The 25,316-nt window shown below is 72.2% G+C and carries 18 protein-coding genes and 1 pseudogene; 9 read left to right on the top strand and 10 right to left on the bottom strand.

Annotation, left to right across the window (positions count from 1 at the left end):
• The first annotated feature begins 3 nt into the window (after window positions 1–3).
• Window positions 4–3,468: a hypothetical protein gene (locus OG259_RS16885; protein WP_328943039.1), complete on the top strand. Its 3,465-nt coding sequence runs from the start codon at window positions 4–6 to the stop codon at window positions 3,466–3,468.
• Here the strand turns inward: OG259_RS16885 and OG259_RS16880 are convergent.
• The 5 genes from OG259_RS16880 to OG259_RS16860 all read right to left on the bottom strand — a co-directional run bounded on the left by OG259_RS16880 (window position 3,445) and on the right by OG259_RS16860 (window position 8,808).
• The gene (locus tag OG259_RS16880) at window positions 3,445–4,467 is read right to left on the bottom strand and encodes a hydroxyacid dehydrogenase (RefSeq protein WP_328943038.1); all 1,023 of its coding nucleotides are present in this window, start codon (window positions 4,465–4,467) and stop codon (window positions 3,445–3,447) included. The two genes, OG259_RS16885 and OG259_RS16880, sit on opposite strands and share 24 nt — an antisense overlap.
• A 17-nt stretch (window positions 4,468–4,484) precedes the next feature.
• Window positions 4,485–5,339, bottom strand: a complete 855-nt coding sequence (locus OG259_RS16875) for a carbohydrate ABC transporter permease (RefSeq protein ID WP_328943037.1) — start codon at window positions 5,337–5,339, stop codon at window positions 4,485–4,487.
• Window positions 5,336–6,280 (bottom strand): carbohydrate ABC transporter permease, encoded by a 945-nt coding sequence (locus OG259_RS16870; protein WP_328943036.1) that lies wholly within the window; start codon window positions 6,278–6,280, stop codon window positions 5,336–5,338. Before OG259_RS16870 ends, OG259_RS16875 begins: the two co-directional genes overlap by 4 nt.
• 4 nt (window positions 6,281–6,284) lie before the next feature.
• Window positions 6,285–7,601: an ABC transporter substrate-binding protein gene (locus tag OG259_RS16865; RefSeq protein WP_328943035.1), complete on the bottom strand. Its 1,317-nt coding sequence runs from the start codon at window positions 7,599–7,601 to the stop codon at window positions 6,285–6,287.
• 109 nt (window positions 7,602–7,710) lie between these two features.
• The gene (locus tag OG259_RS16860) at window positions 7,711–8,808 is read right to left on the bottom strand and encodes a substrate-binding domain-containing protein (protein ID WP_328943034.1); all 1,098 of its coding nucleotides are present in this window, start codon (window positions 8,806–8,808) and stop codon (window positions 7,711–7,713) included.
• Between the two features lie 185 nt (window positions 8,809–8,993).
• Between OG259_RS16860 and OG259_RS16855 the strand changes: the two genes are divergently transcribed.
• A complete protein-coding gene (locus tag OG259_RS16855; RefSeq protein WP_328943033.1) occupies window positions 8,994–10,823 on the top strand; it encodes a DUF2264 domain-containing protein in 1,830 nt (609 codons plus the stop codon).
• A 5-nt stretch (window positions 10,824–10,828) separates the two neighbouring features.
• On the opposite strand, the gene OG259_RS16850 is transcribed toward OG259_RS16855, so the two are convergent.
• Both OG259_RS16850 and OG259_RS16845 read right to left on the bottom strand, forming a co-directional pair.
• Window positions 10,829–11,602 carry an SDR family NAD(P)-dependent oxidoreductase gene (locus tag OG259_RS16850; protein ID WP_328943032.1) on the bottom strand — a complete coding sequence of 258 codons (774 nt, stop codon included), beginning with the start codon at window positions 11,600–11,602 and terminating at the stop codon, window positions 10,829–10,831.
• A gap of 50 nt (window positions 11,603–11,652) precedes the next feature.
• Window positions 11,653–12,327, bottom strand: a complete 675-nt coding sequence (locus OG259_RS16845) for an MOSC domain-containing protein (RefSeq protein ID WP_328943031.1) — start codon at window positions 12,325–12,327, stop codon at window positions 11,653–11,655.
• 80 nt (window positions 12,328–12,407) lie between these two features.
• Between OG259_RS16845 and OG259_RS16840 the strand changes: the two genes are divergently transcribed.
• Complete coding sequence (locus tag OG259_RS16840) at window positions 12,408–13,325, top strand: LysR family transcriptional regulator (protein ID WP_328943030.1); 918 nt, start codon at window positions 12,408–12,410, stop codon at window positions 13,323–13,325.
• A 199-nt stretch (window positions 13,326–13,524) separates the two neighbouring features.
• Here the strand turns inward: OG259_RS16840 and OG259_RS16835 are convergent.
• A pseudogene (locus tag OG259_RS16835) lies at window positions 13,525–13,851 on the bottom strand (WhiB family transcriptional regulator); the annotation flags it as partial.
• A gap of 433 nt (window positions 13,852–14,284) precedes the next feature.
• Between OG259_RS16835 and OG259_RS16830 the strand changes: the two are divergent.
• The 4 genes from OG259_RS16830 to OG259_RS16815 all read left to right on the top strand — a co-directional run bounded on the left by OG259_RS16830 (window position 14,285) and on the right by OG259_RS16815 (window position 18,654).
• On the top strand, window positions 14,285–14,896 hold the full coding sequence (locus tag OG259_RS16830) for a response regulator transcription factor (protein WP_003948568.1): 612 nt from the start codon (window positions 14,285–14,287) through the stop codon (window positions 14,894–14,896).
• A gap of 243 nt (window positions 14,897–15,139) precedes the next feature.
• A complete protein-coding gene (locus OG259_RS16825; protein WP_030211429.1) occupies window positions 15,140–15,742 on the top strand; it encodes a sigma-70 family RNA polymerase sigma factor in 603 nt (200 codons plus the stop codon).
• Window positions 15,743–15,920: 178 nt separating this feature from the next.
• The gene (gene guaB / locus OG259_RS16820) at window positions 15,921–17,423 is read left to right on the top strand and encodes an IMP dehydrogenase (protein WP_328943029.1); all 1,503 of its coding nucleotides are present in this window, start codon (window positions 15,921–15,923) and stop codon (window positions 17,421–17,423) included.
• A 106-nt stretch (window positions 17,424–17,529) separates the two neighbouring features.
• Window positions 17,530–18,654 carry a GuaB3 family IMP dehydrogenase-related protein gene (locus tag OG259_RS16815; protein ID WP_266895555.1) on the top strand — a complete coding sequence of 375 codons (1,125 nt, stop codon included), beginning with the start codon at window positions 17,530–17,532 and terminating at the stop codon, window positions 18,652–18,654.
• Between the two features lie 70 nt (window positions 18,655–18,724).
• On the opposite strand, the gene OG259_RS16810 is transcribed toward OG259_RS16815, so the two are convergent.
• The gene (locus OG259_RS16810; protein WP_328943028.1) at window positions 18,725–19,213 is read right to left on the bottom strand and encodes a hypothetical protein; all 489 of its coding nucleotides are present in this window, start codon (window positions 19,211–19,213) and stop codon (window positions 18,725–18,727) included.
• A gap of 115 nt (window positions 19,214–19,328) precedes the next feature.
• A complete protein-coding gene (locus OG259_RS16805; RefSeq protein WP_328943027.1) occupies window positions 19,329–20,570 on the bottom strand; it encodes a nucleotide sugar dehydrogenase in 1,242 nt (413 codons plus the stop codon).
• Between the two features lie 260 nt (window positions 20,571–20,830).
• Here OG259_RS16805 and OG259_RS16800 point away from each other — a divergent pair, with 260 nt between their 5' ends.
• Window positions 20,831–22,537, top strand: coding sequence for a glycerol-3-phosphate dehydrogenase/oxidase (locus OG259_RS16800; RefSeq protein ID WP_328943026.1), 1,707 nt, complete (start codon window positions 20,831–20,833; stop codon window positions 22,535–22,537).
• 190 nt (window positions 22,538–22,727) lie between these two features.
• Window positions 22,728–25,253 (top strand): protein kinase domain-containing protein, encoded by a 2,526-nt coding sequence (locus OG259_RS16795; protein WP_328943025.1) that lies wholly within the window; start codon window positions 22,728–22,730, stop codon window positions 25,251–25,253.
• The last annotated feature ends 63 nt before the right edge of the window (window positions 25,254–25,316 follow it).

Genomic DNA, 25,316 nt, shown 5'->3' with positions numbered 1-25,316 from the left:
CGCATGGAGCGGGCAGGGGGAGCACGGTCGGTCACGGTCGACAACGGCGAGGGAACCGTGGTGGTCGGCAGCCACAACCGGATCACGGTCGGGGCCGGGGAGGCGGTCCGCTCGGCCTACCGGGAGCAGGTCCGCCGGATCGCCCCGCCGGAACTCGTCGGCCGGGAGGAGGAGTTGGCCGAGCTGGCCGAGTTCTGCCGCGCCGACTCGGGGCCGGCGTACGCGCATTGGCGCGCGGGCGCGTGGGCGGGGAAGACGGCGCTGATGGCGTGGTTCGCCCTCGACCCGCCGCCGGGCGTACGGATCGTCCCCTTCTTCGTCACCGCCCGACTCGGCGCCCACAACGACGTCGCCGCGTACACGGACGTGGTCCTGGAACAACTCGCGGAACTGGCGGGCGAGGGCCTGCCGGCCCTGTTGACGGCCGCGACCAGGGAGGCCCACCTCCTGCGCCTGTACGCCTCCGCCGCCGAGGCCTGCGCGGCGCGCGGCGAGCGACTGGTCCTCCTCGTGGACGGGCTGGACGAGGACCGGGGTGTGACGACGGGAGCGGACGCCCACTCGATCGCGAGCCTGCTGCCGTACGACCTCCGGGTGATCGTCGCGGGCCGCCCGAACCCGCCGCTCCCGGCCGACGTCCCCGAGGACCATCCGCTCAGGTCCGCGGTCGTCCGCACCCTGACACCGTCCCCGAGGGCCCACGCGATCCGCACGGACGCGGAACGCGAGCTGAAGCGTCTCCTGGAGGCGGGCGGTCTCCCGTACGACCTGCTCGCCCTGCTCACGGCGGCGGGGGGCGGCCTCACGGCGGACGACCTCGCGGAGCTGACGGAGGGAGTGCCGTACCGGGTGCGGGACGTGCTGCGGACGGGCCCGGGGCGGACCTTCGCGGTCCGGGGCGAAACGTACCTGCTCGCGCACGAGGAACTGGCCACCGGAGCGCGGGAGATGCTGGGGGAGCGGGAACTCGCCCGGTGGCGGGCGGTGCTGCACGCGTGGGCGGACCACTGGCGGGAACGGGGCTGGCCGGAGGGGACCCCGGACTACCTGCTGCACGGGTACGTGCCGATGCTGCGGGCGGAGGGGGACGTCGAGCGGCTGGTGCGATGCGTGGGGGACGGGCGGCGGCACGCCCGGCTCCTCGCCGTGACAGGGGGCGACGCGGCGGCGCTGGCGGAGATCGGGGCGGCGGCGGACGTGGTCCTGGGCGCGGCGGAGCGCGAAGGCTCGGTGGCGGCGGCGCTGAGGCTGGCGATGCGCAGGTCGAGGCTGGACCGGGTCAGTGGAAGCGTGCCCCTCGCGTTGCTGAGCGGCTGGGCGGCCGTGGGCATGCCGGACCGTGCCGTGGCGCTCGCGCGGAGCATGGAGGGAGTGGCCGCCGTCGCGGGACTCTGCACGGTGGCGGGCAAGCTGCTGGACGGGGGGACGCGGGAGCGGGCCATGGAGCTCGTCGACGAGGCCGAGGAGCTGACGGAGGCCCTGTCGACCCGTCCTTTTCACTCGTACGACCTGGCGGCCGCCGCGGTCACCCGGCTGCTCGTCCGGCTCGGCGCGTACGACCGTGCCGAGCGGCGGCTGACGACGATCGGCTCCTACGAAGCCCGCGGGCCCCGTCGTGCGCTGCTGGACGGCCTGCTCTCCGCGGGACGGTACGAGCAGGCCGTCAGAGTGGGGCGGGACGAGCCGGACGACGGCAGCGGGGCCCGGACCAGGGCCGGCATAGTCGAGGCGCTGATCGACGCGGGCCGTGTCACCGAGGCGGAACGGGAGGCGTACCGGCCGGAGCAGGCACCCGGCGGGCGTGCGGCGGTGCTGCTCCGGGCGTCGGTCGCGCTGCGAGCGGCCGGGCATCCCGGCGCGGCGGACGCCGCGCTGAAAGCGGCGATGCTGGACCGGCTGAGCCTGGGGCCCCGGGAGTCTGCCCTGAGGGTGTCCCTGGTCGATGAACTCGTCGCCGCGGGGGAGGTCGCGGCGGCGCGTGCGGACAGCGGAGACGAGGGAGCCGCCGGGTTCGCCTCCGCGCTCTTCAGGAACGGCTGGTGGGACGAGGCCTGGGACGTCGCCGGGACCATGGAAGGCACCGAGTGGATCCTCGTACGCGCGCATGCCGCTCGCGAACTGGCTCTGACCGGCGCCGTCGAGCAGGCCATGGCCGTCGCCCCGAGGGAGGAGATGCCCTGGAACGATCCTTGGCCGGCCATCGTGTCGGCCCTGCTGGCGCGCGGAGACCTGGACACGGTCGCCACGCTCTGCGGAAGGCTCGTGGAGAACCCGGGCGCGTGGTGGAGAAGGGTGGGCGAAAGCTCCGAGCGACTCCAGGTGCTCGGCGTCTTCCTGCGCCGACTGGTCACCGAGGGCGCGTCCGACCGTGCCCGCGCGCTGGTCGACGGGATCGAGGGGAACACGGAGGCTCGCGCCGTGTTCGCGGAGGCGCTGTACGGCGCCGGTCGTGCCGTGGAGGCCCGGAGTCTGCTCACCGCCGAGGAGGAGCGGAGCCGGGTCCTTCCCCGTGAGGCCCTCGCCGGGGATCTGGCAGCGCTCGTCCGGGCCCTCGGGGAGGCCGGTCGGCGCGACGAGGCGGCGGACCTCTTCCGGGCCGTGGAGGACGAGCCGGGCCTGGACTCCGAGAGCGTCGTCTCCGCCGCGCTCGCGGTGGGCCGGGTGGAGTGGGCGGAGGCCCGCGCCCGGGAAGGGACCGAGCACGAGCGCCGGACCCTGCTGCCCCGGGTCGTCGCGGCCCATGCGGCCGCGGGGGATTTCGACCGTGCCCTGAGCCTGGTCGGCCATCGGGACGCGCCGCCGAACCTCCTCGGCGAGGCGGCCGTGATCTTCGCCGCGGCGGGCGCCTGGGAGCGTGCGTCGGAGCTGGCGGCGAAGTGGTCCTGGCCGCCGCACGTCAAGGAGGTGTCCGCGGGGTTGGCCCTGGAGTGCGTACGCCAGGGCCGCCTCGACGACGCCCGGCGCTTGCTCGAGGTCGTACACGGGGTGGCGGCGGAGGACGGGTATCTGCCGCTCGACGCCGTACGGGCCGACTACGGACTCGGAGAGACCCGCCGGGCCCGCTCGGGGGCCGAGTCCCTGGTGCGGCGGAGGCAGCCCGCTGTCACGGAGCTCGCGCTGGTCCTCATCGGTGCGTACGACGAGGCGGTCGACTTCTTCCGGTCCAGGACGGGCTGGGTGAAGCACGCACTCGCCGAGCTGGTCACCGAACTCGTCCGAGCCGGTCAGTGCGACCGTGCCGCCGCGCTGCTCGGCGGGATGCACCACATCGGGCGCGAGTGCGGCGAGGCGTACGCCCTGCTGGCCCGTGCAGGACCCGACCCCGCCCTGGCCCGGCGCTGGGCCGTCCTCGCGCTGCGGCTCGGGGGCTGGCGGTCCGTGCTGCCGGCCGTGCTCGCCGTCGCGCCCGAGGCGGTTCCCCTCGTCCTCGCCGAGGCCGACCGCCTACGCCGAGCGCTGGAGGTCTGACGCCCTGACCTCCTCCGCGAAGGGTTCGCCCCGGACGTACCGCGCGACCTCCTCCAGCGCCTGGTCCGTCATCCGGTGGAGTTCGTTGCCCAGGGAGCCCGCCACGTGCGGGGTGAGCAGGACGTTCGGGAGGGTGTAGAGGGGGGAGTCCGGCGGTGGGAGTTCCGGGTCCGTGACGTCCAGGGTGGCGTGGAGGCGGCCTGCCAGGAGGTGGGGGAGGAGGGCCTGTTCGTCGATCAGGGAGCCTCGGGAGGTGTTGATCAGGGTCGCCCCGTCCGGCATCGCCGCCAGCTGGGGCGCGCCGATCATGCGGTACGTGGACGGGAGCTGGGGGGCGTGGACCGAGACGACCGTGCTGCGGGCGCACAGTTCGTCGAGGTCCGTCACCAGTTCCACGCCGGGGGGCGGGACGTCGACGTACGGGTCGTACAGGAGGATCTCGATGTCGAAGGGGCGCAGGAGGTCGATCACCCTGCGGCCGATGCGGGACGCGCCCACGATGCCGACCGTGCGGCGGTAGTTGCCCCAGGTGGCGGACTCGGTGAGCCAGGCGTGGTCGGCGCGGAGTTCGGCGTACCGCTGGGCCGAGCCGAGGACCCGTTTCCCCGCGAAGAGGATCGCGGCGAGCGTGTACTCGGCGACCGGCAGCGCGTTGGCGGCGGCGGCCGAGGTGACGCGCAGGCCCCGGTGCCAGCAGGCCTCGGTGATGTGGTGTTTGACCGAGCCGGCCGCGTGGACGACGGCCCGCAGGCGCGGTGCGCGGTCGAGGACCTCGGCGGTGAGCGGGGTCGCTCCCCAGCAGGTGAGGAGGATCTCGGCCTCGGCGAGGGCGGTGGTGATCCGTGGGTCCCGGGACGTCAGGTCGTGGGCGACCAGGTGCGGGTCCGTGCGGGTGAGGGACGCGAGGCGGGTGCGGTGGGCGGGGGTGAAGAGGCGTTCGGCCACGCCCTCGCCCATGGCCAGGAGCAGTGCGGGGCGGTTGTCGGTGGTCGGGTGCATCGTTGTACCTGAGCTCCTCACTTGACGCTGCCGGCCGTCAGACCGGCCTTCCAGTGGCGCTGGAGGGAGACGAAGGCGACGACGAGGGGGACGACGGCGAGCAGGGATCCGGTGACGACGAGGGGGTAGAAGTCGGGTTCGGCGTGGGCGTTGCTGTTCCACGCGTACAGGCCGAGGCTCAGCGGGTAGAGCTTCTGGTCCGACAGCATCACCAGGGGGAGGAAGAAGTTGTTCCAGACGGCGGTGAACTGGAAGAGGAAGACGGTCACGAAGCCGGGCATGACCATGCGCAGACCGATGGACCAGAAGACGCGCAGTTCGCCCGCTCCGTCGATACGGGCTGCCTCCAGGGCCTCGTCGGGGATGTAGCCGCCGCAGAAGACCCGGGACAGGTAGACGCCGAAGGGGTTGACGAGGACGGGGATCAGGACGGCCCAGTAGGTGTTGACGACGCCGACCTCGCTGGCCAGGAGGTACATCGGCAGGGCGAGCGCGGTGGTGGGGACGAGCACGCCCAGGAGGACCAGGCCGAAGAGCTTCTCCTTGCCGCGGAAGTCGTAGACGTGGAAGGCGTATCCGGCGGCGACGCTGACGAACGAGCAGGCGAGGGCGCCGAGTCCGGCGTAGAGCAGGCTGTTGGCGTACCAGTGGAAGTAGATGCCGTCGTTGTACTCGGCGAGCCGGGAGAGGTTGCCGCCGAGGTCGAAGCCCTCGAAGGAGAAGGCGTTTCCGGCGAGGAGACCGCCAGCGTCCTTGGTGGCGGCGGTCAGCAGCCAGACCAGCGGGAAGAGCATGTAGACGACGGCGAGGACGAGGGCGCCGTTGACGGCCGTCTTGGAGAGCCATCGGTTGGGGGTGCGGGTGCCGCTCATGCCGTGCGCTCCTTCCGCGCGGTCGCGGGCTTGCGGGCCGGCGCGGGCTTCCGGGCCGTGCCGGCCTTGCGGCGGCCCGTCACCCGGGTCACCGCGAAGGAGAGCAGCGCCGCCGTCAGGGCGAGGAGTACGGACGCCGCCGCGGCGAGCCCGTAGTCGTTGCGGTCGAAGGCCGCGGTGTAGGCGTACATGTTCGGCGTCCAGGTGGAGGTGACGGCGGAGCCGGTGCCCTTGTTGAGGATCAGCGGCTCGGTGAAGAGCTGGAGGGAGCCGATGATCGTGAAGAGGCCGACCATCGCGAGTGAGGCCTTGACCAGCGGGATCTTGACGGAGAAGGCGATGCGCCAGGCGCCGGCCCCGTCGACGGTGGCCGCTTCGAGGACGGAGCGGTCGATGGCCTGGAGGGCCGCGTAGAAGATGACCATGTTGTAGCCGAGCCACTCCCACAGCGCGATGTTGACGACGGAGGGCAGGGCTCCTTCGGGGGAGAAGAAGTCGAAGCCGATGCCGCCGGCCTCCATGGCCTGGACGACCGGGCTGAGCTGGGGCGTGTAGAGGTAGACCCAGATCAGCGCGGCGATGATGCCGGGGACGGCGTGCGGCAGGAAGAGCGCGAGCTGGAAGAAGCGGCGGGCACGGGCGAGTGCCGAGTCGAGCAGGAGGGCGAGGCCGAGGGCTCCGGCGAGCAGCAGCGGGATGTAGAGCAGGCAGTATCCGAGCAGGACGCCGAAGCCCTCGCGGAAGGCCCGGTCACCCAGCGCCGCGGTGTAGTTGTCGAGGCCGGTGAAGACGGTCTCGGTGCCGCCGAAGCCCAGTCCGGACTGCTTCTCGGTGAAGAGGCTGAGCCAGACCGCGTATCCGATCGGCACCACCATCACCGCGGTGAAGAGCAGGAAGAAGGGGGTCAGCAGGATCGTGGCGGCGCGGGTGCGGGCCTTCATCCGGTCAGCCCTCGACCTTCAGGCCGCGCTTGGTGAGTTCGGCGACGGTGGCGTCGTGACCGGCCTTGACGGCGTCGGCGATGCCGGGGCCGCCCTGGGTGATCTTGCCGAAGTGGTCCTTGATGGTGGTGTTGGTGGTGCCGGTCGTCGGGCCCCAGGCCCAGCTCGGGCCGATGGAGGCACCCGCCGTCTCGAAGAGGGCGTAGATGTCCTGGCCGCCGTAGTAGCTCGCGTCGAAGGCCTTCTTGGCGACGGGGCGCAGCGCGGTGGCGGCGGGGAAGGCGGAGGAGGTGCCGGAGGCGATGCGGGCCTTCACGCCGGCCTCGGTGGTGGACATCCACTCGGCGAAGGTGACGGCGGCGGCCTGCTGCTTGCTGTCCTTGGTCACGGCGAAGGAGGTGCCGCCGAGCATGCCGCTGGCGGGCTTGCCGTCCCAGCTGGGCATCGGGGCGACGGCCCACTTGCCGTCCTGCTCGGGGAGGGTGCCCTTGAGGACGCCCGCGCCCCAGGAGGCGCCGAGGTAGCCGATGGTGGTGCCGTTCTTGAGGGAGCCGGTCCACTCGGGGCTGAAGGAGGCGTTCTTGTGGACGAGTCCGGCGTCGAGGAGGCCCTGCCAGTAGGCGGCGACCTTGGTGGTGGCGGCGTCGGTGGTGTCGATCTTCCAGGTGTCGTTCTCGGCCTTGAACCACTGGGCGCCGGCCTGCCAGGCCATCGCCTCGAAGGTGGTCGGGTCGTCCGGGAAGAAGGTGCCGATACGGGCCTTGGCGTCGGCCTTCTTGACCTGCTCGGCGGCCTTCTTGAACTCGTCCCAGGTGGTGGGGACCTGGACCTTGTACTTCGCGAAGAGGTCCTTGCGGTAGAAGAAGGCCTGCGGGGCGGCGTCGAAGGGGACGGCCCAGGACTTGCCGCCGAGGGTGGTGAGTTCGACGGTCTGCGGGAGGAGCTTGGCGCGGTCGGCCTCGGTGAACTGGCCGCCGATGTCCTGGAGGGCGCCGGAGCTGACGAACTCGGGGAGCGAGGAGTACTCGATGGAGACGAGGTCGGGGGCGTTGCCGGCCTTCACGGCGTTGGAGATCTTGGCGTAGCCGCCGGCGGTGCCGGAGGGGATCTCCTCGAACTTCACCTGGATGTCGGTGTGGGAGGCGTTGAAGGCGTCGACGACGTCCTTGGAGCCCTTGGCCCAGCCCCAGAAGGTGATGGTCACGGGCCCGTTCGGCTTGTTCGCGGTGTCGTCACCGCCGCCGCCGCAGGCCGTGAGTACGGCGAGGGCGGTGGCGGTGCCGGCTATGACACGGGACGTTCTGCTCCAACTACGGGTCACGGCACGACTCCTGAAGGGCGGCGGCGGGGAGGTTGTGGCCGTGATCCTGTGACCGTTCATGACCGAAGTCAAGAGCGAAAGATTGATTGATCGAAAAAAGATCAGAAGGTTACGGGGTGTGCGCCCCGCACGACTCCCGCACCCGCAGCCTCGGCAGCAGCCCCAGATGACGCCGTGCCGCGTCCTCGTCCGGGCCCTCGTCCCGCTCGGCGAGTCGCTCCACGAGCAGTTCGGTGGCATGCCGCCCCACCTGCCGCTTGGGCGGCGCGACCGCCGTCAGCGGGGTGTCGGCGAGCGCCGCGACCTCGTCGTCGTACGCGATCAGGGCCAGGTCCTGCGGTACCCGTACGCCCAGCTCGGCCAGGCGCTGCACGATCTCGATCGCGTCCACGTCGTTGTGCACCAGGGCCGCGCTCGCCAGGCCGGAGGCGACCGCCTCGTGCAGCGCCCGTACCGCCCGCTCGAAGCCCTCCGGATCCGCCTCCGCCGGTACGGAGTCGATGACCGGGCGCGGCTCCGCCAGGCCCAGGGTGCCCAGCGCCTCGGCGTACCCGGCGCGCACCGCGAGCGCGGTGGGCGAGTCCCGGCGCGCCACGAGCAGGGGCGTCGCATGGCCGAGGGAGAGCAGGTGGCGCAGGGCGAGCAGGACGCCGTGGCCGTGGTCGGAGGCGACCCGGTCGAGGCCGTCGAGGGGGCTGCCGGGTTCGGCCCGGCGCTCCAGGAGCACCGCCGGCACGGGGAGTTCGGTCAGCCAGTCCCCGTACGCCCGCTGGTCCTCGGGCCCGCGCCAGCCGGGTGCGACGAGCACGCCCTCGGCGCCGGCCGCGAGCAGTCCCTCGGTGCGGGCCCGGTCCTCCTCCGGCCGGTAGTCCGAGACGCGCAGGACGAGCCGGGCGCCGGCGCGGGCGGCGGCCTCGTGCGCGCCCCGGATGACCTCGGCGAAGTAGTACGTGGCGGAGGGTGCGAGCAGGCCGATGACCAGGCCCTCACCGGGACGTCCGGCGCCCTGGGTGCCCTGTCGCCGAGGCCAGGACACCTGGCCGTGCACCCGGTCGAGCAGGCCCCGGCCCGCCAGGAGTTCGACGTCCCGGCGGGCGGTGACGGGGGAGACCCCGAGCCGCTCGGCCAGCTCGGCGACGCGGGCGGTGCCGCGCTCGCGCACCAGGGCCAGCAGTCGGTCGTGTCGTTCGGCAGCACTCTCGCGCACGGCGCAGTTCCCCCTCGCGGTGGTGGTGGTTCCCCGACCTTAGTTCACACACGGCCCCGAATGATCGAACGGAAGAAATTTCGATCATTCGCTCCGAATCTCTTGACGTTCGATCGGAGCCTGTCCAGGATTCCCGGCGACGCAGTCGTCACCGCAGGGAGCCCCAGGAAGCCGCAGGGAGCATCATGCCCACGCCGCCCGAGAACCGTGAGCTCAGCCCGTACACCGGCTGGACCCGTGCCCACTGGGAGACCACGGCCGATCGACTCCTCCTGGCCGTACGCCCGTTCGCCTCCCCCCACCACGGACTGATCGATCTGCCGGGCCCCCGCCCCAGCTGGTCCGGAGCCCGCTCCGACGGCCTGGAGGGCTGGGCCCGCACCTTCCTCCTCGCGGCACTCAGGGTCGCGGGCGGGCAGGGAGCCGACCCGCACGACCACCTCTCCCGGTACGCCGAAGGCCTCACCGCCGGGACCGCGCAGCCGGGACGTGCGGACGCCGACTCCTGGCCCCTCACCACCGACACCCGCCAGGCGATCGTCGAAGCCGCCTCCGTCGCCCTCGGTCTCCGCCTCACCCGCCCCTGGCTCTGGGACCGGCTCGACGACCGCACCCGCGAGCGGGTCGCCGACTGGCTCCGCCCCGCCCTCGGCCCGTCCCCCGTCGACAACAACTGGTGGCTCTTCGGCCTCACCGTCGCCGGTTTCCTCCAGGACGTCGGCGCCGACACCGACCGGGCCGCCGCCACCGTCGACCGCTCACTCGCCCGGATCGAGGACTGGTACCTCGGCGACGGCTGGTACAGCGACGGCGACAACCGCGCCTTCGACCACTACAACGCCTGGGCCCTGCACTTCTACCCCGTCCTCCACGCCCACCTCGCCGGCGACCGGGAGCTCCTCGACCGGTACGGGCCCCGCCTGCGCGCCCATCTCGACGACTACGTCCACCTCTTCGACGCCGACGGCGCCCCGCTCCCGTACGGGCGCTCCCTGATCTACCGCTTCGCCGCGGCCGCCGCCCCCTGGCTCGGCACCCTCACCGGGCACACCCCGCTCACCCCCGGCGCCACCCGCCGCCTCGCCTCCGGAACCCTGAGGTACTTCCTCGACCGGGGCGCCACCGACCCGAACGGCCTCCTCACCCTCGGCTGGCACGGCCCGTACGCGCCCCTGGTCCAGGAGTACTCGGGACCCGGCTCCCCCTACTGGGCGTCCAAGGGCTTCCTCGGCCTCCTCCTGCCCGCGGACCACCCCGCCTGGACCGACCCCGAGGAACCGCTGCCGGCCGAGCGCGCCGACACCGTCCGCCCCTTCGCCCCGGCCGGACTCCTCGTCCAGACCACCGCCGCCGACGGACTCGTACGCCTCCACAACCACGGCAGCAACCACGTAGGGAGCGCCGAGGCGGCCGAGGACGACCCCGGCTACGCCCGCCACGCCTACTCGACCCGTACGGGACCCACCACCGGTCCGGCCCCCGCCGACAACCACTTCGCCCTGCTGACGGAAGACGGGAGGACCACCACCCGGGGCCCCGCCGTCCCCGCCGGTACCGGCCCCGGCTGGGCCGCCTCCCGGCACACCCCGTGCCCCGGCGTACGGATCCTCTCCGCGACCCTCGCCCACGGCCGCGCCGAGGTCCGCGCCCATCTCGTCCTCGGTGCCCCGGAAGGGACCCCTGTACGGCAGACCGGCTGGGCCACCACTCCCGAGGGCCCGCACGCGCAGCTCCACCCGGTCCACGGCTATCCGACGGACCGCGGAGCCACCGCACTCCCCACCGAACTCCCCACCGGGGAAACCCTGCAGGGTCCCGACAGCCGCACCCTCGCCCTGCACGGCACGACGAGCGGCCCGGCCACCCTCTTCGTCGCCCTCGCCTCGCTCACCGCCGAGCCCGCCCCGGCCCCCGTCACCGACCTCGCGGCCGTCCGGGTCGCCGGCCACACGCTCCACGTGACCTGGCGGAACGGAACCACCGTCGAACTGGACCTCGACGCGCGCGACCGGTGACCGCGCTACTTCGGCCCGTACTTGCGGCCCGCCTTGGAGGAGACCCCGCCGAGCAGGCCGCGCGGCGCCAGCTTCACCACACCCATGAGGGCCTTGTAGCGGGGGTCGGGGATCGACAGCGTCTTCCCCCGGTCCAGGTCCGCGATCGCCGCCGTCACCAGCTTGTCCGCGTCGAGCCACATCCAGCCCGGGATGTTGTCCGTCCCCATCCCGGCCCGCTCGTGGAACTCGGTCCGTACGAAGCCGGGGCAGAGCGCCATCAACCGGACCCCGCTGCCCGCCAGGTCCCGGGCCGCGCCCTGGGTGAACTGCACGACCCAGGCCTTCGACGCCCCGTACGTGCCGCGGGGCACGAAGGCCGCCACCGACGCGACGTTCACCACGGAGCCCCGGTGGCGCTCCTTCATCGAGGCGGCGGCGGCCGAGGTCAGCCGCAACACCGCCTCGCAGTGCACCGTGAGCATCTTCAGCTCGTCGGCCATGGACACTTCGAGGAAGCGGCCCTTGTTGCCGAAGCCGGCGTTGTTCACGAGCATGTCCACCGGCTGCTTCGGGTCCGAGAGCCGGGCCTCGACGGCGGCGATGCCCTTCTCCTCGGCGAGGTCCGCCGAGAGCACCTCGGCCTCGATGCCGTGCCGGTCGTGCAACTCGGTCGCCTGCTCCCGGAGCCGCTTCACGTCCCGTGCCACGAGCACGACATCGTGGCCGTCGGCCGCGAGCCTCCGTGCGAAGGCGGCCCCGATGCCCGCGGTGGCGCCCGTAATCAGTGCAGTCGTCATACGGGCACGGTAGTGCCCCGCCGCGGACGCTCTTGTCCGCGTACCGGCGACTACGCGCGCGCGTACTTCTCCGTGTACTGGCGTGCGAGCGCGAGGAGTCCGGACTCCATCCACGCGGCGGCGGCCAACGTGCGGGGCAGCAGGGTGCGTTCGGCGGTCGCGGCGCGATGCAGCAGCGCGACGGTGATGTCGTGGTCGGGCCGGTGGACGACCGTCATCGGGTCTCCGGCGCGGATCTCGCCCGGCACGATCACCCGCAGCAGCGCGCCGGGTCCGGCCTCCGACTGCGTGAAGCGCCGGACCCAGCCCTTCTCCTCCACGAAGCCCGCGAAGGTACGGCAGGGGATGCGGCCGCCGGTGACTTCGAGGACGACCTCCTCGCCGATCCGCCATCGCTCGCCGATCAGGGCCCCGTTCACGTCCAGGCCGAGGGTGGTGAGGTTCTCGCCGAAGGAGCCGTTGGCCAGCGGACGGCCGAGCTCCCGCTCCCACCGGTCCAGGTCCTCGCGGGCGAAGGCGTACGCGGCCCGGTCGTCGCCGCCGTGGAAGCGCAGGTCGCAGACCGTGTCCCCGGCGAGCCCGCTCGTCCCGACACCGGGCGCCCCCGGCGCCTCGATCCGCACGGGCCCGTCGACGGGGCGCTTGTCGATGGCGGTGAGGCCGGAGGCGGCGTCGGTGTAGTCCACGGCCTTGGCGCGGCCCACATTCACACTGAGCAAGGTCATGTAGGCACTTTACGGGCATCATCTCAAAGCCGTGAGCGAATATTCAGCATCCAACCCAAGACTCGCTTATGATGGAGTCCATGATCGAGGCACGTCATCTCCGCGTCCTGCGCGCTGTCGCCGCCACCGGCTCCTTCTCGGCCGCCGCGCGCGAACTCGGCTGCACCCAGCCCGCCGTCAGCCAGCAGATGAAGGCGCTCGAAGCCTCCGCCGGCACGCCGCTGCTGATCCGTACGGCCCGCGAGATGCGCCTCACCCAGGCCGGTGAGGTCCTGGTCCGCCACGCCTCCGGCATCCTCGCCGGGCTCACCGCCGCGGAGGAGGAGGTCGCCGCGATCGCCGGGCTCCGCGCGGGCCGGGTCCGCCTGGTCTCCTTCCCCAGCGGCAGCTCCACCCTCGTCCCCACCGCGCTCGCCGCGCTGCGGGCCGCGCACCCCGGCACCCGCGTCTCGCTCGTCGAGGCCGAACCGCCGCGCTCGATCGAGATGCTCCGCGGGGGCGACTGCGACGTGGCCCTCGCCTTCCGCTACGGAGCCGGGCAGACCGGTCGACCGGCTGACGGGCAGGCCGAGTGGGACGACCTGGTCGTCCGGCCGATCCTCGCCGACCGCCTGGTGGGCCTCGTCCCCGAGGGCCACCGGCTCGCCGGGGCCGCGTCCGTCGGCATCGCCGAACTCGCCGACGAGTCCTGGATCGCGGGCTGCCCGCGCTGCCGCCGTCAGCTCGTGGACGTGTGCGAGGAGGCGGGATTCACCCCCCGCATCGACTTCGCCACCGACGACTACCCGGCCGTGGTGGGCCTGGTCGGCGCCGGTCTCGGCGTGGCCGTCCTGCCGGAGCTGGCCATCGAGTCCGTACGGCCCAAGGGCGCGCGGACCGTGGCCGTGGAGCCGGCCGTGGAGCGGGAGATCGTGGCCCTGACGCTGCCCGACCTGGCGCAGGTCCCGGCCGTCGCCGCCACGCTCGACGAACTGACCCGGGCCGCCACGCGCGCGTAGGTGTCGCGACACGCGCGTGGGCGCGGCTCCGGTCCTCCGGGCTCCTGGCTCTCCGTGCTCCTGGCCCTCCGTGTTCCTGGTCGTCCGTGCTGCTCCGTTGGGGCTGCTTAGTTGAGGAAACGTTCCTTCACATGCGCTCCACAATCGGCCGGCCGGATGCCGACGCCGCTGTCGTCATGGATGTCACGGAAGCCGCGGACGCGACCGATGCAACCGACGTCGCCGTCGGTGCCGCTGCGATCAGGCGATTGCGCGCGCGTCCCATGAGCTCTTCGCGTTCGTCCTCGGTGAGGCCGCCCCATACGCCGTAGGGCTCCCGCACGGCGAGTGCGTGTGCCGCGCACTCCGCGCGCACCGGGCACCGCATGCAGACCTCTTTCGCCGAGTTCTCACGCGCACTCCGTGCCGCGCCGCGCTCTCCCTCGGGGTGGAAGAACAGGGAGCTGTCGACTCCGCGGCAGGCCGCGAGCAGTTGCCAGTCCCACAGATCGGCGTTGGGTCCGGGAAGGCGGGAGAAATCTGCCATTGCGCTTGTCCCCTTGAAACCGTGTCGAACGGATAGGTGGGCGGGTGGATGGCTATGGCCGGGGCTCCTCGGGGCCCCGACGGCTCCGGGTCGGTACACCTACTGTCTAAGTAGATGTAAATATGACTCATTGCGAATCTAGCCACAGACACTGCGAAAAGGGAAGAAAACCCGCTAAATGGGGCATAGCTTTCGATGATGGACAGAAGGGCCGCGTCGCTCTCCTCCGCGCACGTTCCCTCACGTAGAGTGCCGAACGCCGCCGTCCGACCCGTAACTCTTTCGAGTGACCGTCGTTGAGAGTGCGGAGGCGGTTGAAGGAACAAGCGATCGGGCAGGTGTCCGAGAGCGTCAATCGCACAGGTGACGATTACGTACAGCCCTGGAGGCTCAAGGTGACGCGCTACAGCTGCGAGAGCCGCGGAGGTCAGGCATGACATCCGTTCTCGTCTGCGACGACTCCCCGCTTGCCCGAGAGGCGCTCCGCCGCGCGGTCGCGACCGTGCCCGGTGTCGAGCGCGTGACCACCGCGGCCAACGGCGAGGAAGTCCTCCGCCGCTGGGGCGCGGACCGCTCGGACCTGATTCTGATGGACGTACGCATGCCCGGTCTGGGCGGCGTGGAGACCGTCCGCCGGCTGCTCTCCGCGGACCCCGGCGCCCGCATCATCATGCTCACGGTCGCCGAGGACCTCGACGGCGTCGCCCTCGCGGTCGCCGCGGGTGCCCGTGGCTATCTGCACAAGGACGCCTCGCGCGCCGAACTGCGGGCCACCGTCACCCAGGCGCTGGCCGACCCGACCTGGCGGCTCGCCCCGCGCCGGCTCCGTTCGGCCGAGATGGGCGCAGCGCCCACCCTCACCGCACGCGAGATCCAGGTCCTCGAAGGCATGAGCCACGGCCGGTCCAACGCGGAGATCGGGCGCGAGCTCTTCCTCTCCGAGGACACGGTCAAGACCCACGCCCGGCGTCTCTTCAAGAAGCTGGGCGCCTCGGACCGGGCGCATGCCGTCGCCCTCGGATTCCGCTGGGGCCTGGTCCGCTGAGTCGCAGGTCACCGGCTACATCCCCGTCCTCGCCCGCGTCCGTCGTGGGGTGGACGGGGTGGGCTTGTGTCACTTCCCCGCGGAATGCCGCATCCTTGAGGTGTGGAGTTCCTCGGGGACGAGTCGATCGAGCGGGAGGGGAGGGCGCGGGAGATGAGTTCCGGCGCACCTACTCATAACGCTTCGGTGCACAACTACGGACGCGGTGCCACGAACGCGGAAGCGTCGGGGCACCATGGAGCGATGCGCGACGACGAGACCGTGGGTTCCCCCATGCCTGCCGGGCAGGGGGAGATCGGCGCGCTCGTCCACCGTGCGGTCGACGGCGACGCCCAGGCGACGCACGACCTGCTCGCGCGGGTGCACCCGCTCGCGCTGCGGTACTGCCGCACCCGCCTCAACCGGCTGCCGGGCGACGCCCGGCACTTCGTCGAGGACCTGGCCCAGGAGGTCTGCGTCGCCGTCCTGATGGCGCTGCCGCGCTACAAGGACACGGGCAGGCCCTTCGAGGCCTTCGTCTTCGCCATCGCCGGACACAAGGTCGCCGACCTCCAGCGGGCCGCCATGCGGCACCCGGGGTCGACGGCCGTTCCCTCCGACGAGATGCCCGAGCGGCCCGACGACTCCCTCGGCCCCGAGGAGCGCGCGCTCCTCAGCGACGACGCCGAGTGGGCCAAGAAGCTGCTCGCCAACCTCCCGGAGAACCAGCGCGAACTGCTCGTGCTCCGCGTCGCGGTCGGGCTGACCGCCGAGGAGACCGGGCAGATGCTCGGCATGTCCCCGGGGGCCGTCCGGGTCGCGCAGCACCGCGCGCTCAGCCGGCTCAGGGCGCTCGCGGAGCAGTGATCCGTGGCGAGTCCGGCCGGGAAGTAGCCAGGCAGTAAGTGTTGCCGGGGCCTTTCGGCCCTTTCGTACACGTGCGAACGTCCAAAGCTTGCGGCTGATCTTGATCGTGGAATGAGACACCGCTTCGGCCCGTTAGCATGGACATCCGCACCGATCAAGACCATTTGGGGAAGGTGTCATGACTGCAAACGTCGACGGAGTGCCCGAGAAATTCGCGACACTCGGGCTGACCTACGACGACGTGCTGCTGCTGCCGGGCGCGTCGGACATGGCGCCCGACCAGATCGACACCGCCTCGTACATCTCGAAGAACGTGCGGGTGAACATCCCGCTGCTCTCCGCCGCGATGGACAAGGTCACCGAGTCCCGCATGGCGATCGCCATGGCGCGACAGGGTGGTGTCGGTGTCCTGCACCGCAACCTCTCGATCGCCGACCAGGCCAACCAGGTCGACCTGGTGAAGCGCTCCGAGTCCGGCATGGTCACCGACCCGATCACGGTCCACCCGGACGCGACGCTCGGCGAGGCCGACGCGATCTGCGCGAAGTTCCGCATCAGCGGCGTCCCGGTCACCGACCAGGGCGGCAAGCTCCTGGGCATCGTCACCAACCGCGACATGGCCTTCGAGTCGGACCGCAGCCGCCAGGTGCGCGAGGTCATGACCCCGATGCCGCTGGTCACCGGCAAGGTCGGCATCTCCGGTGTGGACGCGATGGAGCTGCTCCGCCGCCACAAGATCGAGAAGCTGCCGCTGGTCGACGACGCGGGCATCCTCAAGGGCCTCATCACGGTCAAGGACTTCGTCAAGGCCGAGAAGTACCCGAACGCCGCCAAGGACAAGGAAGGCCGCCTGCTCGTCGGCGCGGCCGTCGGTGTCGCCGGTGACGCGTACGAGCGTGCCCAGGCCCTGATCGAGGCGGGCGTCGACTTCATCGTCGTCGACACCGCCCACGGCCACTCCCGGCTGGTCGGCGACATGGTCGCCAAGATCAAGTCGAACTCCTCCGTCGACGTCATCGGCGGCAACATCGCCACCCGCGACGGCGCCCAGGCGCTCATCGACGCCGGTGTCGACGGCATCAAGGTCGGCGTCGGTCCCGGCTCCATCTGCACCACCCGCGTCGTCGCCGGCATCGGCGTCCCGCAGGTCACCGCGATCTACGAGGCCTCCCTCGCCGCCAAGGCGGCCGGAGTCCCGGTCATCGGCGACGGCGGCCTGCAGTACTCCGGCGACATCGCCAAGGCCCTCGTGGCCGGTGCCGACACGGTGATGCTCGGCTCGCTGCTCGCGGGCTGCGAGGAGTCCCCGGGCGAGCTGCTCTTCATCAACGGCAAGCAGTTCAAGTCGTACCGCGGCATGGGCTCGCTCGGCGCCATGCAGACCCGCGGCGAGCAGCGCTCCTTCTCCAAGGACCGCTACTTCCAGGAGGGCGTGGCCTCCGACGAGAAGCTCGTGCCCGAGGGCATCGAGGGCCAGGTGCCCTACCGCGGCCCGCTCTCGGCCGTCGTCCACCAGCTGGTGGGCGGCCTGCGTCAGTCGATGTTCTACGTCGGCGGCCGCACGGTTCCGGAGCTTCAGGCCCACGGCCGGTTCGTCCGGATCACCTCGGCGGGCCTCAAGGAGAGCCACCCGCACGACATCCAGATGACGGTCGAGGCGCCGAACTACAGCAGGAAGTAACACAGCGCGACGCGTGGGGGCGGTTCCGGCATGTGGCCGGAACCGCCCCTCACGCTTGTGTCGGGGATACTGGTAGGCGCAGACGTAGAGGGAAAGGCCACACATCGTGACTGAGATCGAGATCGGGCGCGGCAAGCGCGGCCGCAGGGCGTACGCGTTCGACGACATCGCCGTCGTTCCGAGCCGGCGCACCCGGGACCCGAAGGAGGTCTCGATCGCCTGGCAGATCGACGCCTACCGGTTCGAGCTCCCGTTCCTGGCCGCCCCGATGGACTCGGTCGTGTCGCCGCAGACCGCCATCCGCATCGGCGAGCTGGGCGGCCTGGGAGTTCTGAACCTCGAGGGTCTCTGGACCCGGTACGAGGACCCGCAGCCGCTGCTCGACGAGATCGCCGAGCTGGACGAGGCGACCGCGACCCGTCGTCTGCAGGAGATCTACGCGGCCCCGATCAAGGAAGAGCTGATCGGGCAGCGCATCAAGGAGGTGCGCGACTCCGGTGTCGTCACCGCCGCGGCGCTCTCCCCGCAGCGCACCGCGCAGTTCTCCAAGGCGGTCGTCGACGCCGGCGTGGATATCTTCGTCATCCGCGGTACGACGGTCTCCGCCGAGCACGTCTCGGGCGCGTCCGAGCCGCTGAACCTGAAGCAGTTCATCTACGAGCTCGACGTCCCGGTCATCGTCGGCGGCTGCGCCACGTACACCGCGGCCCTGCACCTGATGCGCACCGGCGCCGCGGGTGTCCTCGTCGGCTTCGGTGGCGGCGCCGCGCACACCACGCGCAACGTCCTCGGCATCCAGGTCCCGATGGCGACCGCGGTCGCCGACGTGGCCGCGGCCCGCCGCGACTACATGGACGAGTCCGGCGGCCGGTACGTGCACGTCATCGCCGACGGCGGTGTCGGCTGGTCCGGCGACCTGCCGAAGGCGATCGCCTGCGGCGCCGACTCGGTCATGATCGGCTCCCCGCTGGCCCGCGCCACGGACGCGCCCGGCAAGGGCCACCACTGGGGCATGGAGGCCGTCCACGAGGACGTGCCGCGCGGCAAGCTGGTCGACCTGGGCATCGTCGGCACCACCGAGGAGATCCTCGCGGGCCCGTCGCACACCCCGGACGGCTCGATGAACTTCTTCGGCGCCCTGCGCCGCGCGATGGCCACGACGGGCTACAGCGAGCTCAAGGAGTTCCAGCGCGTCGAGGTCACGGTCGCGGACTCCCAGCACAAGCGCTGACGTCCGACTGTTCCGTACGCGAAGGGGCCCCGCACCGGGTGGTGCGGGGCCCCTTCACGTAGGACGACGGTTACGAGGCCTTCTTGGCGCCGGAGAAGGCGGCGAAGGCGGCGATGCCGAAGAACAGGAACGTCAGCCCGTCCTTGGTCGCGTTCCAGCCCTCGGTGAGCAGACCGAACTCCTGGAAGAAGAGCTCCGTCGCGGAGACGTTCAGCTCCTTGGAGAGGAGGATCGCGATGCCCAGGAGCTGGCCGAGGTAGACCGCGCCGAGGGCGAGCACCGCGCTCGCGATCGGCAGGAGGGGGTTGCGGCCGCCGACCTTGCCGGCGGCGAAACCGGTGAGGAAGCCGACGCCGACGGCGGCCCAGCCGATCTCGCGCTCGACGCCGCCGATGACGGCGCCGTACACACCGGCGGAGACCAGCGCGGCGACGAGCGCGGCGACCAGGCCGAGGGCGACGTTGTCGCGGGCGGGCGCCGGCGGCGGCGCGACCGGGTACTGCTCGGGCGCGGCGCCCCCGGCGAACGGGTTGCCGGGCGGCGGAACGGGCTGGCTCATGGTGCGGATCCCCCCAGGGACGGAAGTAGCACGCGCGTACGTGCAGACGAGAGGCCCGGAGATTAGCACCCCCCTATGACAGGGGCACAACAGATTTGCCCGGTGGCCACGCAGGTCAAAGGCGGTGGGCCGTACCCGTGGGGGTGGCGCCCCGGGTGTCGAGGAGGAGCTGGGCCTTGACCGCGAGGCCCTGGAGGTCGTAGGTGCGGTGGTGCTGGAGCAGGATCGTCAGGTCGGCGTGGGCGGCGGCCTCGTAGAGGGAGTCCGCGCGGGGGACGGGGAGTTCGCGGACGCGCCAGTCGGGGACGTGCGGGTCGTGGTAGCTGACGGCCGCGCCGAGGTCCATCAGACGGCATGCGATCTCGTCGGCGGGGGAGCCCTGACGGTCGGGCAGGTCGGGCTTGTACGTGATGCCCAGGAGCAGGATCCGGGCGCCACGGGCCGACTTGCCGTGTTCGTTGAGGAGGGTGGCGGCGCGCTGGACGACGTACTGCGGCATGCGTTCGTTGACCTGGCCGGCGAGTTCGACGAGGCGGAGCGGGCGGTGGGCGCCGACGGTGTCGACGGGGACGCCGTGGCCGCCGACACCCGGTCCCGGGCGGAAGGCCTGGAAGCCGAAGGGCTTGGTCTCGGCGCAGCGGATGACGTCCCACAGGTCGACGCCGAGTTCGTGGCAGAGCACCGCCATCTCGTTGACCAGGGCGATGTTGACGTGCCGGAAGTTGGTCTCCAGGAGCTTGACCGTCTCCGCCTCGCGGGGGCCACGCGCGCGTACCACCTTGTCGGTGAGCCGGCCGTAGAAGGCGGCCGCCGCCTCGGTGCAGGCCGGGGTGAGGCCCCCGATGACCTTGGGGGTGCCGGCGAAGCCGTGGGTGCGGCTGCCGGGGTCGAGGCGGCCGGGGGAGTGCGCGAGGTGGAAGTCGCGTCCGGCGCGCAGGCCGGAGCCCGCTTCGAGGAGGTCGCGGAGCAGGCCCTCGGTGGTACCCGGGGGGACCTGGGACTCCAGGAGGACGGTGGTGTGCGGGCGCAGCCGGGCGGCGAGCGCGCGTGCGGCGTCGGTGACGGCGGTGAGGTCGAGGGAGCCCTCCGGACCGAGGGGGGTCGGGGCGCACAGGACGGCGGTGCGGACCCGGCCGAGTTCGGCGGGGTTGGCGGTCGGCCGGAAGCCCCCCGAGAGCATCCGGCGGATCTCCGGGACGGTGAGGGAGCCGTCGACCGGGGAGCGGCCGGCGGCGAGTTCGGCGACGGGGCGGGGGTCGGTGTCGTAGCCGATGGTGTCGATGCCTGCGGCGGTGGCGGCCTGGGCCAGGGGGAGTCCGTGGTGGCCGAGGCCGATGACGGCGAGATCAGCGGGCATGGAGGGTGGGCCGTCCTTCCCAGTAGCCGGAGGGAACGCGACGCGCAAGCCCGGTGGACAGAACGGGTCAGGCGCAATGTCAGACTAGGCGTAAATATGACCGATATGCCGCATTGTGCGACCGAAGGTCGCCGAGTGTTATCCACAGGTCCGTGACGAGGCGGTGGCTGAAGTCGCCGGGGAGGGCCAGAATCGAGCTGTGAGCCGGACCACATGGCCCGGTTCGCGTGCCGGAACGACGGGGGACGACGGGAGGCACCGTGAGGACAGCGACACTGGGACCCGCCGAGCGCGCCGAAGCGCTCGCGGCCATGGCCGAGCGCGAGCTGGACGTGCTGGTGGTCGGCGCCGGAGTGGTCGGCGCCGGGACGGCACTGGACGCCGTCACGAGAGGGCTCTCCACCGGCATCGTCGAGGCCCGCGACTGGGCCTCCGGCACCTCCAGCCGGTCCAGCAAGCTCATCCACGGCGGCCTGCGCTACCTGGAGATGCTGGACTTCGCCCTGGTCCGCGAAGCCCTCAAGGAGCGCGGACTGCTCCTGGAGCGGCTCGCACCCCACCTGGTGAAGCCGGTCCCCTTCCTCTACCCGCTCCAGCACAAGGGCTGGGAGCGGTTCTACGCGGGCTCGGGCGTCGCGCTCTACGACGCGATGTCCCTCTCCTCCGGGCACGGCCGCGGCCTTCCCGTCCACCGGCACCTCTCCCGGCGGGGCGCCCTGCGGGTCGCCCCCTGCCTGAAGAAGGACGCCCTCGTCGGCGCCCTGCAGTACTACGACGCCCAGATGGACGACGCCCGCTTCGTCACCACCCTCGTGCGCACCGCCGCCTCCTACGGCGCCCTGGCCGCGAGCCGGGCCCGCGTCGTCGGCTTCCTGCGCGAGGGCGCGCGGGTCGTCGGCGCCCGCGTCCAGGACGTCGAGGCCGGCGTCGCGTACGAGATCCGGGCCAAGCAGATCGTCAACGCCACCGGGGTGTGGACCGACGACACCCAGGCCCTCATCGGCGAGCGCGGCCAGTTCCACGTCCGCGCCTCCAAGGGCATCCACCTCGTCGTCCCCAAGGACCGCATCCACTCCTCCACCGGGCTCATCCTGCGCACCGAGAAGTCCGTGCTCTTCGTGATCCCCTGGGGCCGGCACTGGATCGTCGGCACCACCGACACCGAATGGGACCTCGACAAGGCCCATCCCGCCGCGTCCAGCGCCGACATCGACTACCTCCTGGAGCATGTGAACACCGTGCTCGCCACCCCGCTCACCCGGGACGACGTCGAGGGCGTCTACGCGGGCCTGCGCCCCCTGCTCGCCGGCGAGTCGGACGCCACGAGCAAGCTCTCGCGCGAACACACCGTCGCCCACCCGGTCCCCGGCCTGGTCGTGGTGGCCGGCGGCAAGTACACGACGTACCGGGTCATGGCCAAGGACGCCGTCGACGAGGCCGTGCACGCCCTCGACCAGCGGGTCGCCCCCTGCGTCACCGAGGACGTCCCGCTCCTCGGCGCCGAGGGCTACCGGGCCCTGTGGAACGCGCGGGCCAGAATCGCCGCGCGCACCGGCCTCCACGTCGTCAGGGTCGAGCATCTCCTCAACCGGTACGGCTCCCTGACGGAGCAGATCCTCGACCTCATCGCCGAGGACCCCACGCTCGCCCGACCCCTCCCGGCGGCCGACGACTACCTGCGCGCCGAAATCGTCTACGCCGCCTCCCACGAGGGCGCCCGGCACCTCGACGACGTCCTCACCCGGCGGACCAGAATCTCCATCGAGACCTTCGACCGCGGCACCCTCAGCGCCCGCGAGTGCGCGGAACTGATGGCGCCGGTCCTCGGCTGGGACGACCTCCAGATCGAGAAGGAGATCGAGCACTACGAGAAGCGGGTCGAGGCCGAGCGCGAGTCGCAGCGGCAGCCCGACGACCTGACAGCGGACGCCGCTCGACTCGGGGCGCCGGACATCGTGCCGCTCTGACAGAACGACCGGTCCGCTTGCCACGGGTGGGAACCTGGAGGGTGTGTGGGGGCGTCGTCATCCCGGAGTACGGACCCGGGGGCGCCGCCCGTCCCGAGGTGAGGGACAATGGCCTCTCTTCCAGGGCGGGTTACCGCATCGCGCGGGAAGCGGCAGACGCGGCGAAGATCAGGGATCGCAGAGGGGACGCATGTCGGAGGCGGAGCAGTCGCGGGACACGGCGAAGGACCCCAGGCGGGACGCCGCCGCGGGGGCCGCGACCGACGGCGACCGAGGAGCGGTCCCGGCCGCGCGTGAGCCGGCGCGGGACGCGAAGGACGCGCAGGTCAAACAGGGTGCCGAGGGTGCCGGGGAACCGGCTGCCCCCGTGGCGCCCACGGACTCCGCGGACCCGGTGGACGCGGCGGACGCGGGTGTTCGGGACGCGGGTGTCGAGGGCTCGGGCGCTCGGGACGCGGGTGGTGGAAGCGTGAAGGACGTTCAGGACGCCGAGGGCGTTCGGGACGTGAAGGACGTTCAGGACGCGCGGGGACCCGCGGGTGCCCGGGGCTCCGCCGATGTCCAGGACGCGAAGGGCCCGGCGAGCGCGCCGGCCGACGCGGCGGGAACCGGTGCGCGTGCCGGCGAGGACGTCTCCGCCGCCGGGCGGCTGCGTGGGACCGAGCCGTCCACCGGTCGGGCCGGGTTCGGCGCGGGCGACGGCGACGGCGAGAGCGACCGCCGGACGGCGTCGGGCTCCACGCGCGGCGACCGGGCGCGCAAGGTTCCGGCCAACGAGGGCCGGCTGCTCGCCGGCCGCTACCGGCTCGGCGCGGTCCTCGGCCGCGGCGGCATGGGCACCGTGTGGCGCGCGGTCGACGAGACCCTCGGCCGTACCGTCGCCGTCAAGGAACTCCGCTTCCCCACCAGCATCGACGACGACGAGAAGCGCCGCCTCATCACCCGGACGCTGCGCGAGGCGAAGGCCATCGCCCGGATCCGCAACAACGGCGCCGTGACCGTGTACGACGTCGTCGACGAGGACGACCGTCCGTGGATCGTCATGGAGCTCATCGAGGGCAAGTCCCTCGCGGACGCGGTCCGCGAGGACGGCACGCTCACGCCGCGGCGCGCCGCCGAGGTCGGCCTCGCCATCCTCGACGTGCTGCGTTCGGCGCACCGCGAGGGCATCCTGCACCGCGACGTGAAGCCGTCCAACGTGCTGATCGCCGAGGACGGCCGGGTCGTCCTCACCGACTTCGGCATCGCCCAGGTGGAGGGCGACCCCTCGATCACCTCCACCGGCATGCTCGTCGGCGCCCCCTCGTACATCTCCCCGGAGCGCGCCCGCGGCCACAAGCCCGGCCCCGCCGCCGACATGTGGTCGCTCGGCGGCCTGATCTACGCGGCGGTCGAGGGCAGCCCGCCGTACGACAAGGGCTCCGCCATCGCCACCCTCACGGCGGTGATGACCGAGCCGGTCGACCCGCCGAAGAACGCGGGACCCGAGCTGGAGAAGGTCATCTACGGCCTCCTCGCCAAGGACCCGGCCCAGCGCCTCGACGACGCCCGCGCGCGCGTCCTGCTGCGGGCCGTGCTCGACGCGCCCGAGGCCGCGCCCCGGATCTCGCCCGAGGTCACCAGGGTCGTACCGCTGCCGCCGCGCCCCGAGCAGGCGCCGGTGGCCCCGGTGGCCGACCGGGCCAAGGCGCCCGACGCGTCCGCCGACCGGATGCGGGGTGCCCTGAAGTCCGTGCGTAACGCGGCGGCCTCCGTGAAGGCCGAGCCGAGGGCGTCGCAGACGCCCAACGCGAAGGCGGGGGCGGGCTCCGCGGTGCCCCAGGGCGCCGGCAGACCGGCTCCGGCCCGAGCGGCACTGACCGATGTCGTCCCGCGCCGCACGTTGGTGATCATCGCCGCGGTCGCCGTTCTCGCCCTGCTCGGGACGATCCTCGCGGTCTCCCTCAGCGGTGGCGACGAGGGCAACCAGGGCAAGGGCGGCGGGGGCAGCACCGCCTCGGCCGGCGCCTCGGCGGGCGGTGACGGATCCGGCGATTCCAGCGGCTCCGGCGGCTCCGACGGCGGCAAGGGGCAGACGCCCGGCGGCCCCGGCCAGCAGGGCGGCGCACAGCCCGGCGACACCGGCTCCGACGGCGGCACCGGCTCCGACGGGTCGACGGGGGCCGACGGCACGACGGGCTCCACGGGCGGGACCGGCGGGTCGAACGGCAACGGCGTCACGCCGTCCGGCAAGCCCGGCGGCGACGCGGGCAAGCAGCTGCCCGCGGGCTACACCCTCGTCACCAACGACCGCTTCCACTTCTCCATGGCGATGCCCTCCACCTTCAAGGTCCGGTCGATACCGGGCTACAGCGGTGGCGGGATATTCAGCGAGAGCGGCGGCTTCCCGCGCATCCAGGTCGACTTCAACGCCAGCCCGAAGGACGACGCGGCGGCCGCCTGGGAGCTGGGCAAGATAGGCGTCGCAGCCACCAGCAAGGGGTACAAGCACTTCGGCATCAGGACGGTCTCGTACAAGGGCTACCCGACCGTCGCCGACTGGGAGTTCGAGCGTGTCCAGCAGGGCATGCGCGTCCATGTGCTCAACCGCGGCTTCAAGGTGGACGCCGAGCACGGCTACTCCATCATGATCAGCTGCAAGGCGGACGAGTGGAACGGCGCGGAGTGCAAGACGCTGCGGGAGACGGCGTTCGCCACGTTCAGCCCCAAGGACTGACCGGCGCCACGTATCGTGAAGGTTCGACGACCGTACACAGTCGAACAGAGCCGTTAACTGCAC

Origin of the sequence: Streptomyces sp. NBC_00250, assembly GCF_036192275.1 — a bacterium.
GTDB lineage: Bacteria > Actinomycetota > Actinomycetes > Streptomycetales > Streptomycetaceae > Streptomyces.
This window is presented reverse-complemented; position numbering and strand designations above follow the sequence as displayed.

Excerpts from the sequence above, each read along its gene's own strand:
- OG259_RS16885 (WP_328943039.1), top strand. The coding sequence starts at position 4 with ATGGAGCGGGCAGGGGGAGCACGGTCGGTCACGGTCGACAACGGCGAG.
- OG259_RS16880 (WP_328943038.1), bottom strand. The coding sequence starts at position 4,467 with ATGCACCCGACCACCGACAACCGCCCCGCACTGCTCCTGGCCATGGGC.
- OG259_RS16875 (WP_328943037.1), bottom strand. The coding sequence starts at position 5,339 with ATGAGCGGCACCCGCACCCCCAACCGATGGCTCTCCAAGACGGCCGTC.
- OG259_RS16870 (WP_328943036.1), bottom strand. The coding sequence starts at position 6,280 with ATGAAGGCCCGCACCCGCGCCGCCACGATCCTGCTGACCCCCTTCTTC.
- OG259_RS16855 (WP_328943033.1), top strand. The coding sequence starts at position 8,994 with ATGCCCACGCCGCCCGAGAACCGTGAGCTCAGCCCGTACACCGGCTGG.
- OG259_RS16850 (WP_328943032.1), bottom strand. The coding sequence starts at position 11,602 with ATGACGACTGCACTGATTACGGGCGCCACCGCGGGCATCGGGGCCGCC.
- OG259_RS16845 (WP_328943031.1), bottom strand. The coding sequence starts at position 12,327 with ATGACCTTGCTCAGTGTGAATGTGGGCCGCGCCAAGGCCGTGGACTAC.
- OG259_RS16840 (WP_328943030.1), top strand. The coding sequence starts at position 12,408 with ATGATCGAGGCACGTCATCTCCGCGTCCTGCGCGCTGTCGCCGCCACC.
- OG259_RS16830 (WP_003948568.1), top strand. The coding sequence starts at position 14,285 with ATGACATCCGTTCTCGTCTGCGACGACTCCCCGCTTGCCCGAGAGGCG.
- OG259_RS16825 (WP_030211429.1), top strand. The coding sequence starts at position 15,140 with ATGCGCGACGACGAGACCGTGGGTTCCCCCATGCCTGCCGGGCAGGGG.
- guaB (WP_328943029.1), top strand. The coding sequence starts at position 15,921 with ATGACTGCAAACGTCGACGGAGTGCCCGAGAAATTCGCGACACTCGGG.
- OG259_RS16810 (WP_328943028.1), bottom strand. The coding sequence starts at position 19,213 with ATGAGCCAGCCCGTTCCGCCGCCCGGCAACCCGTTCGCCGGGGGCGCC.
- OG259_RS16805 (WP_328943027.1), bottom strand. The coding sequence starts at position 20,570 with ATGCCCGCTGATCTCGCCGTCATCGGCCTCGGCCACCACGGACTCCCC.
- OG259_RS16795 (WP_328943025.1), top strand. The coding sequence starts at position 22,728 with ATGTCGGAGGCGGAGCAGTCGCGGGACACGGCGAAGGACCCCAGGCGG.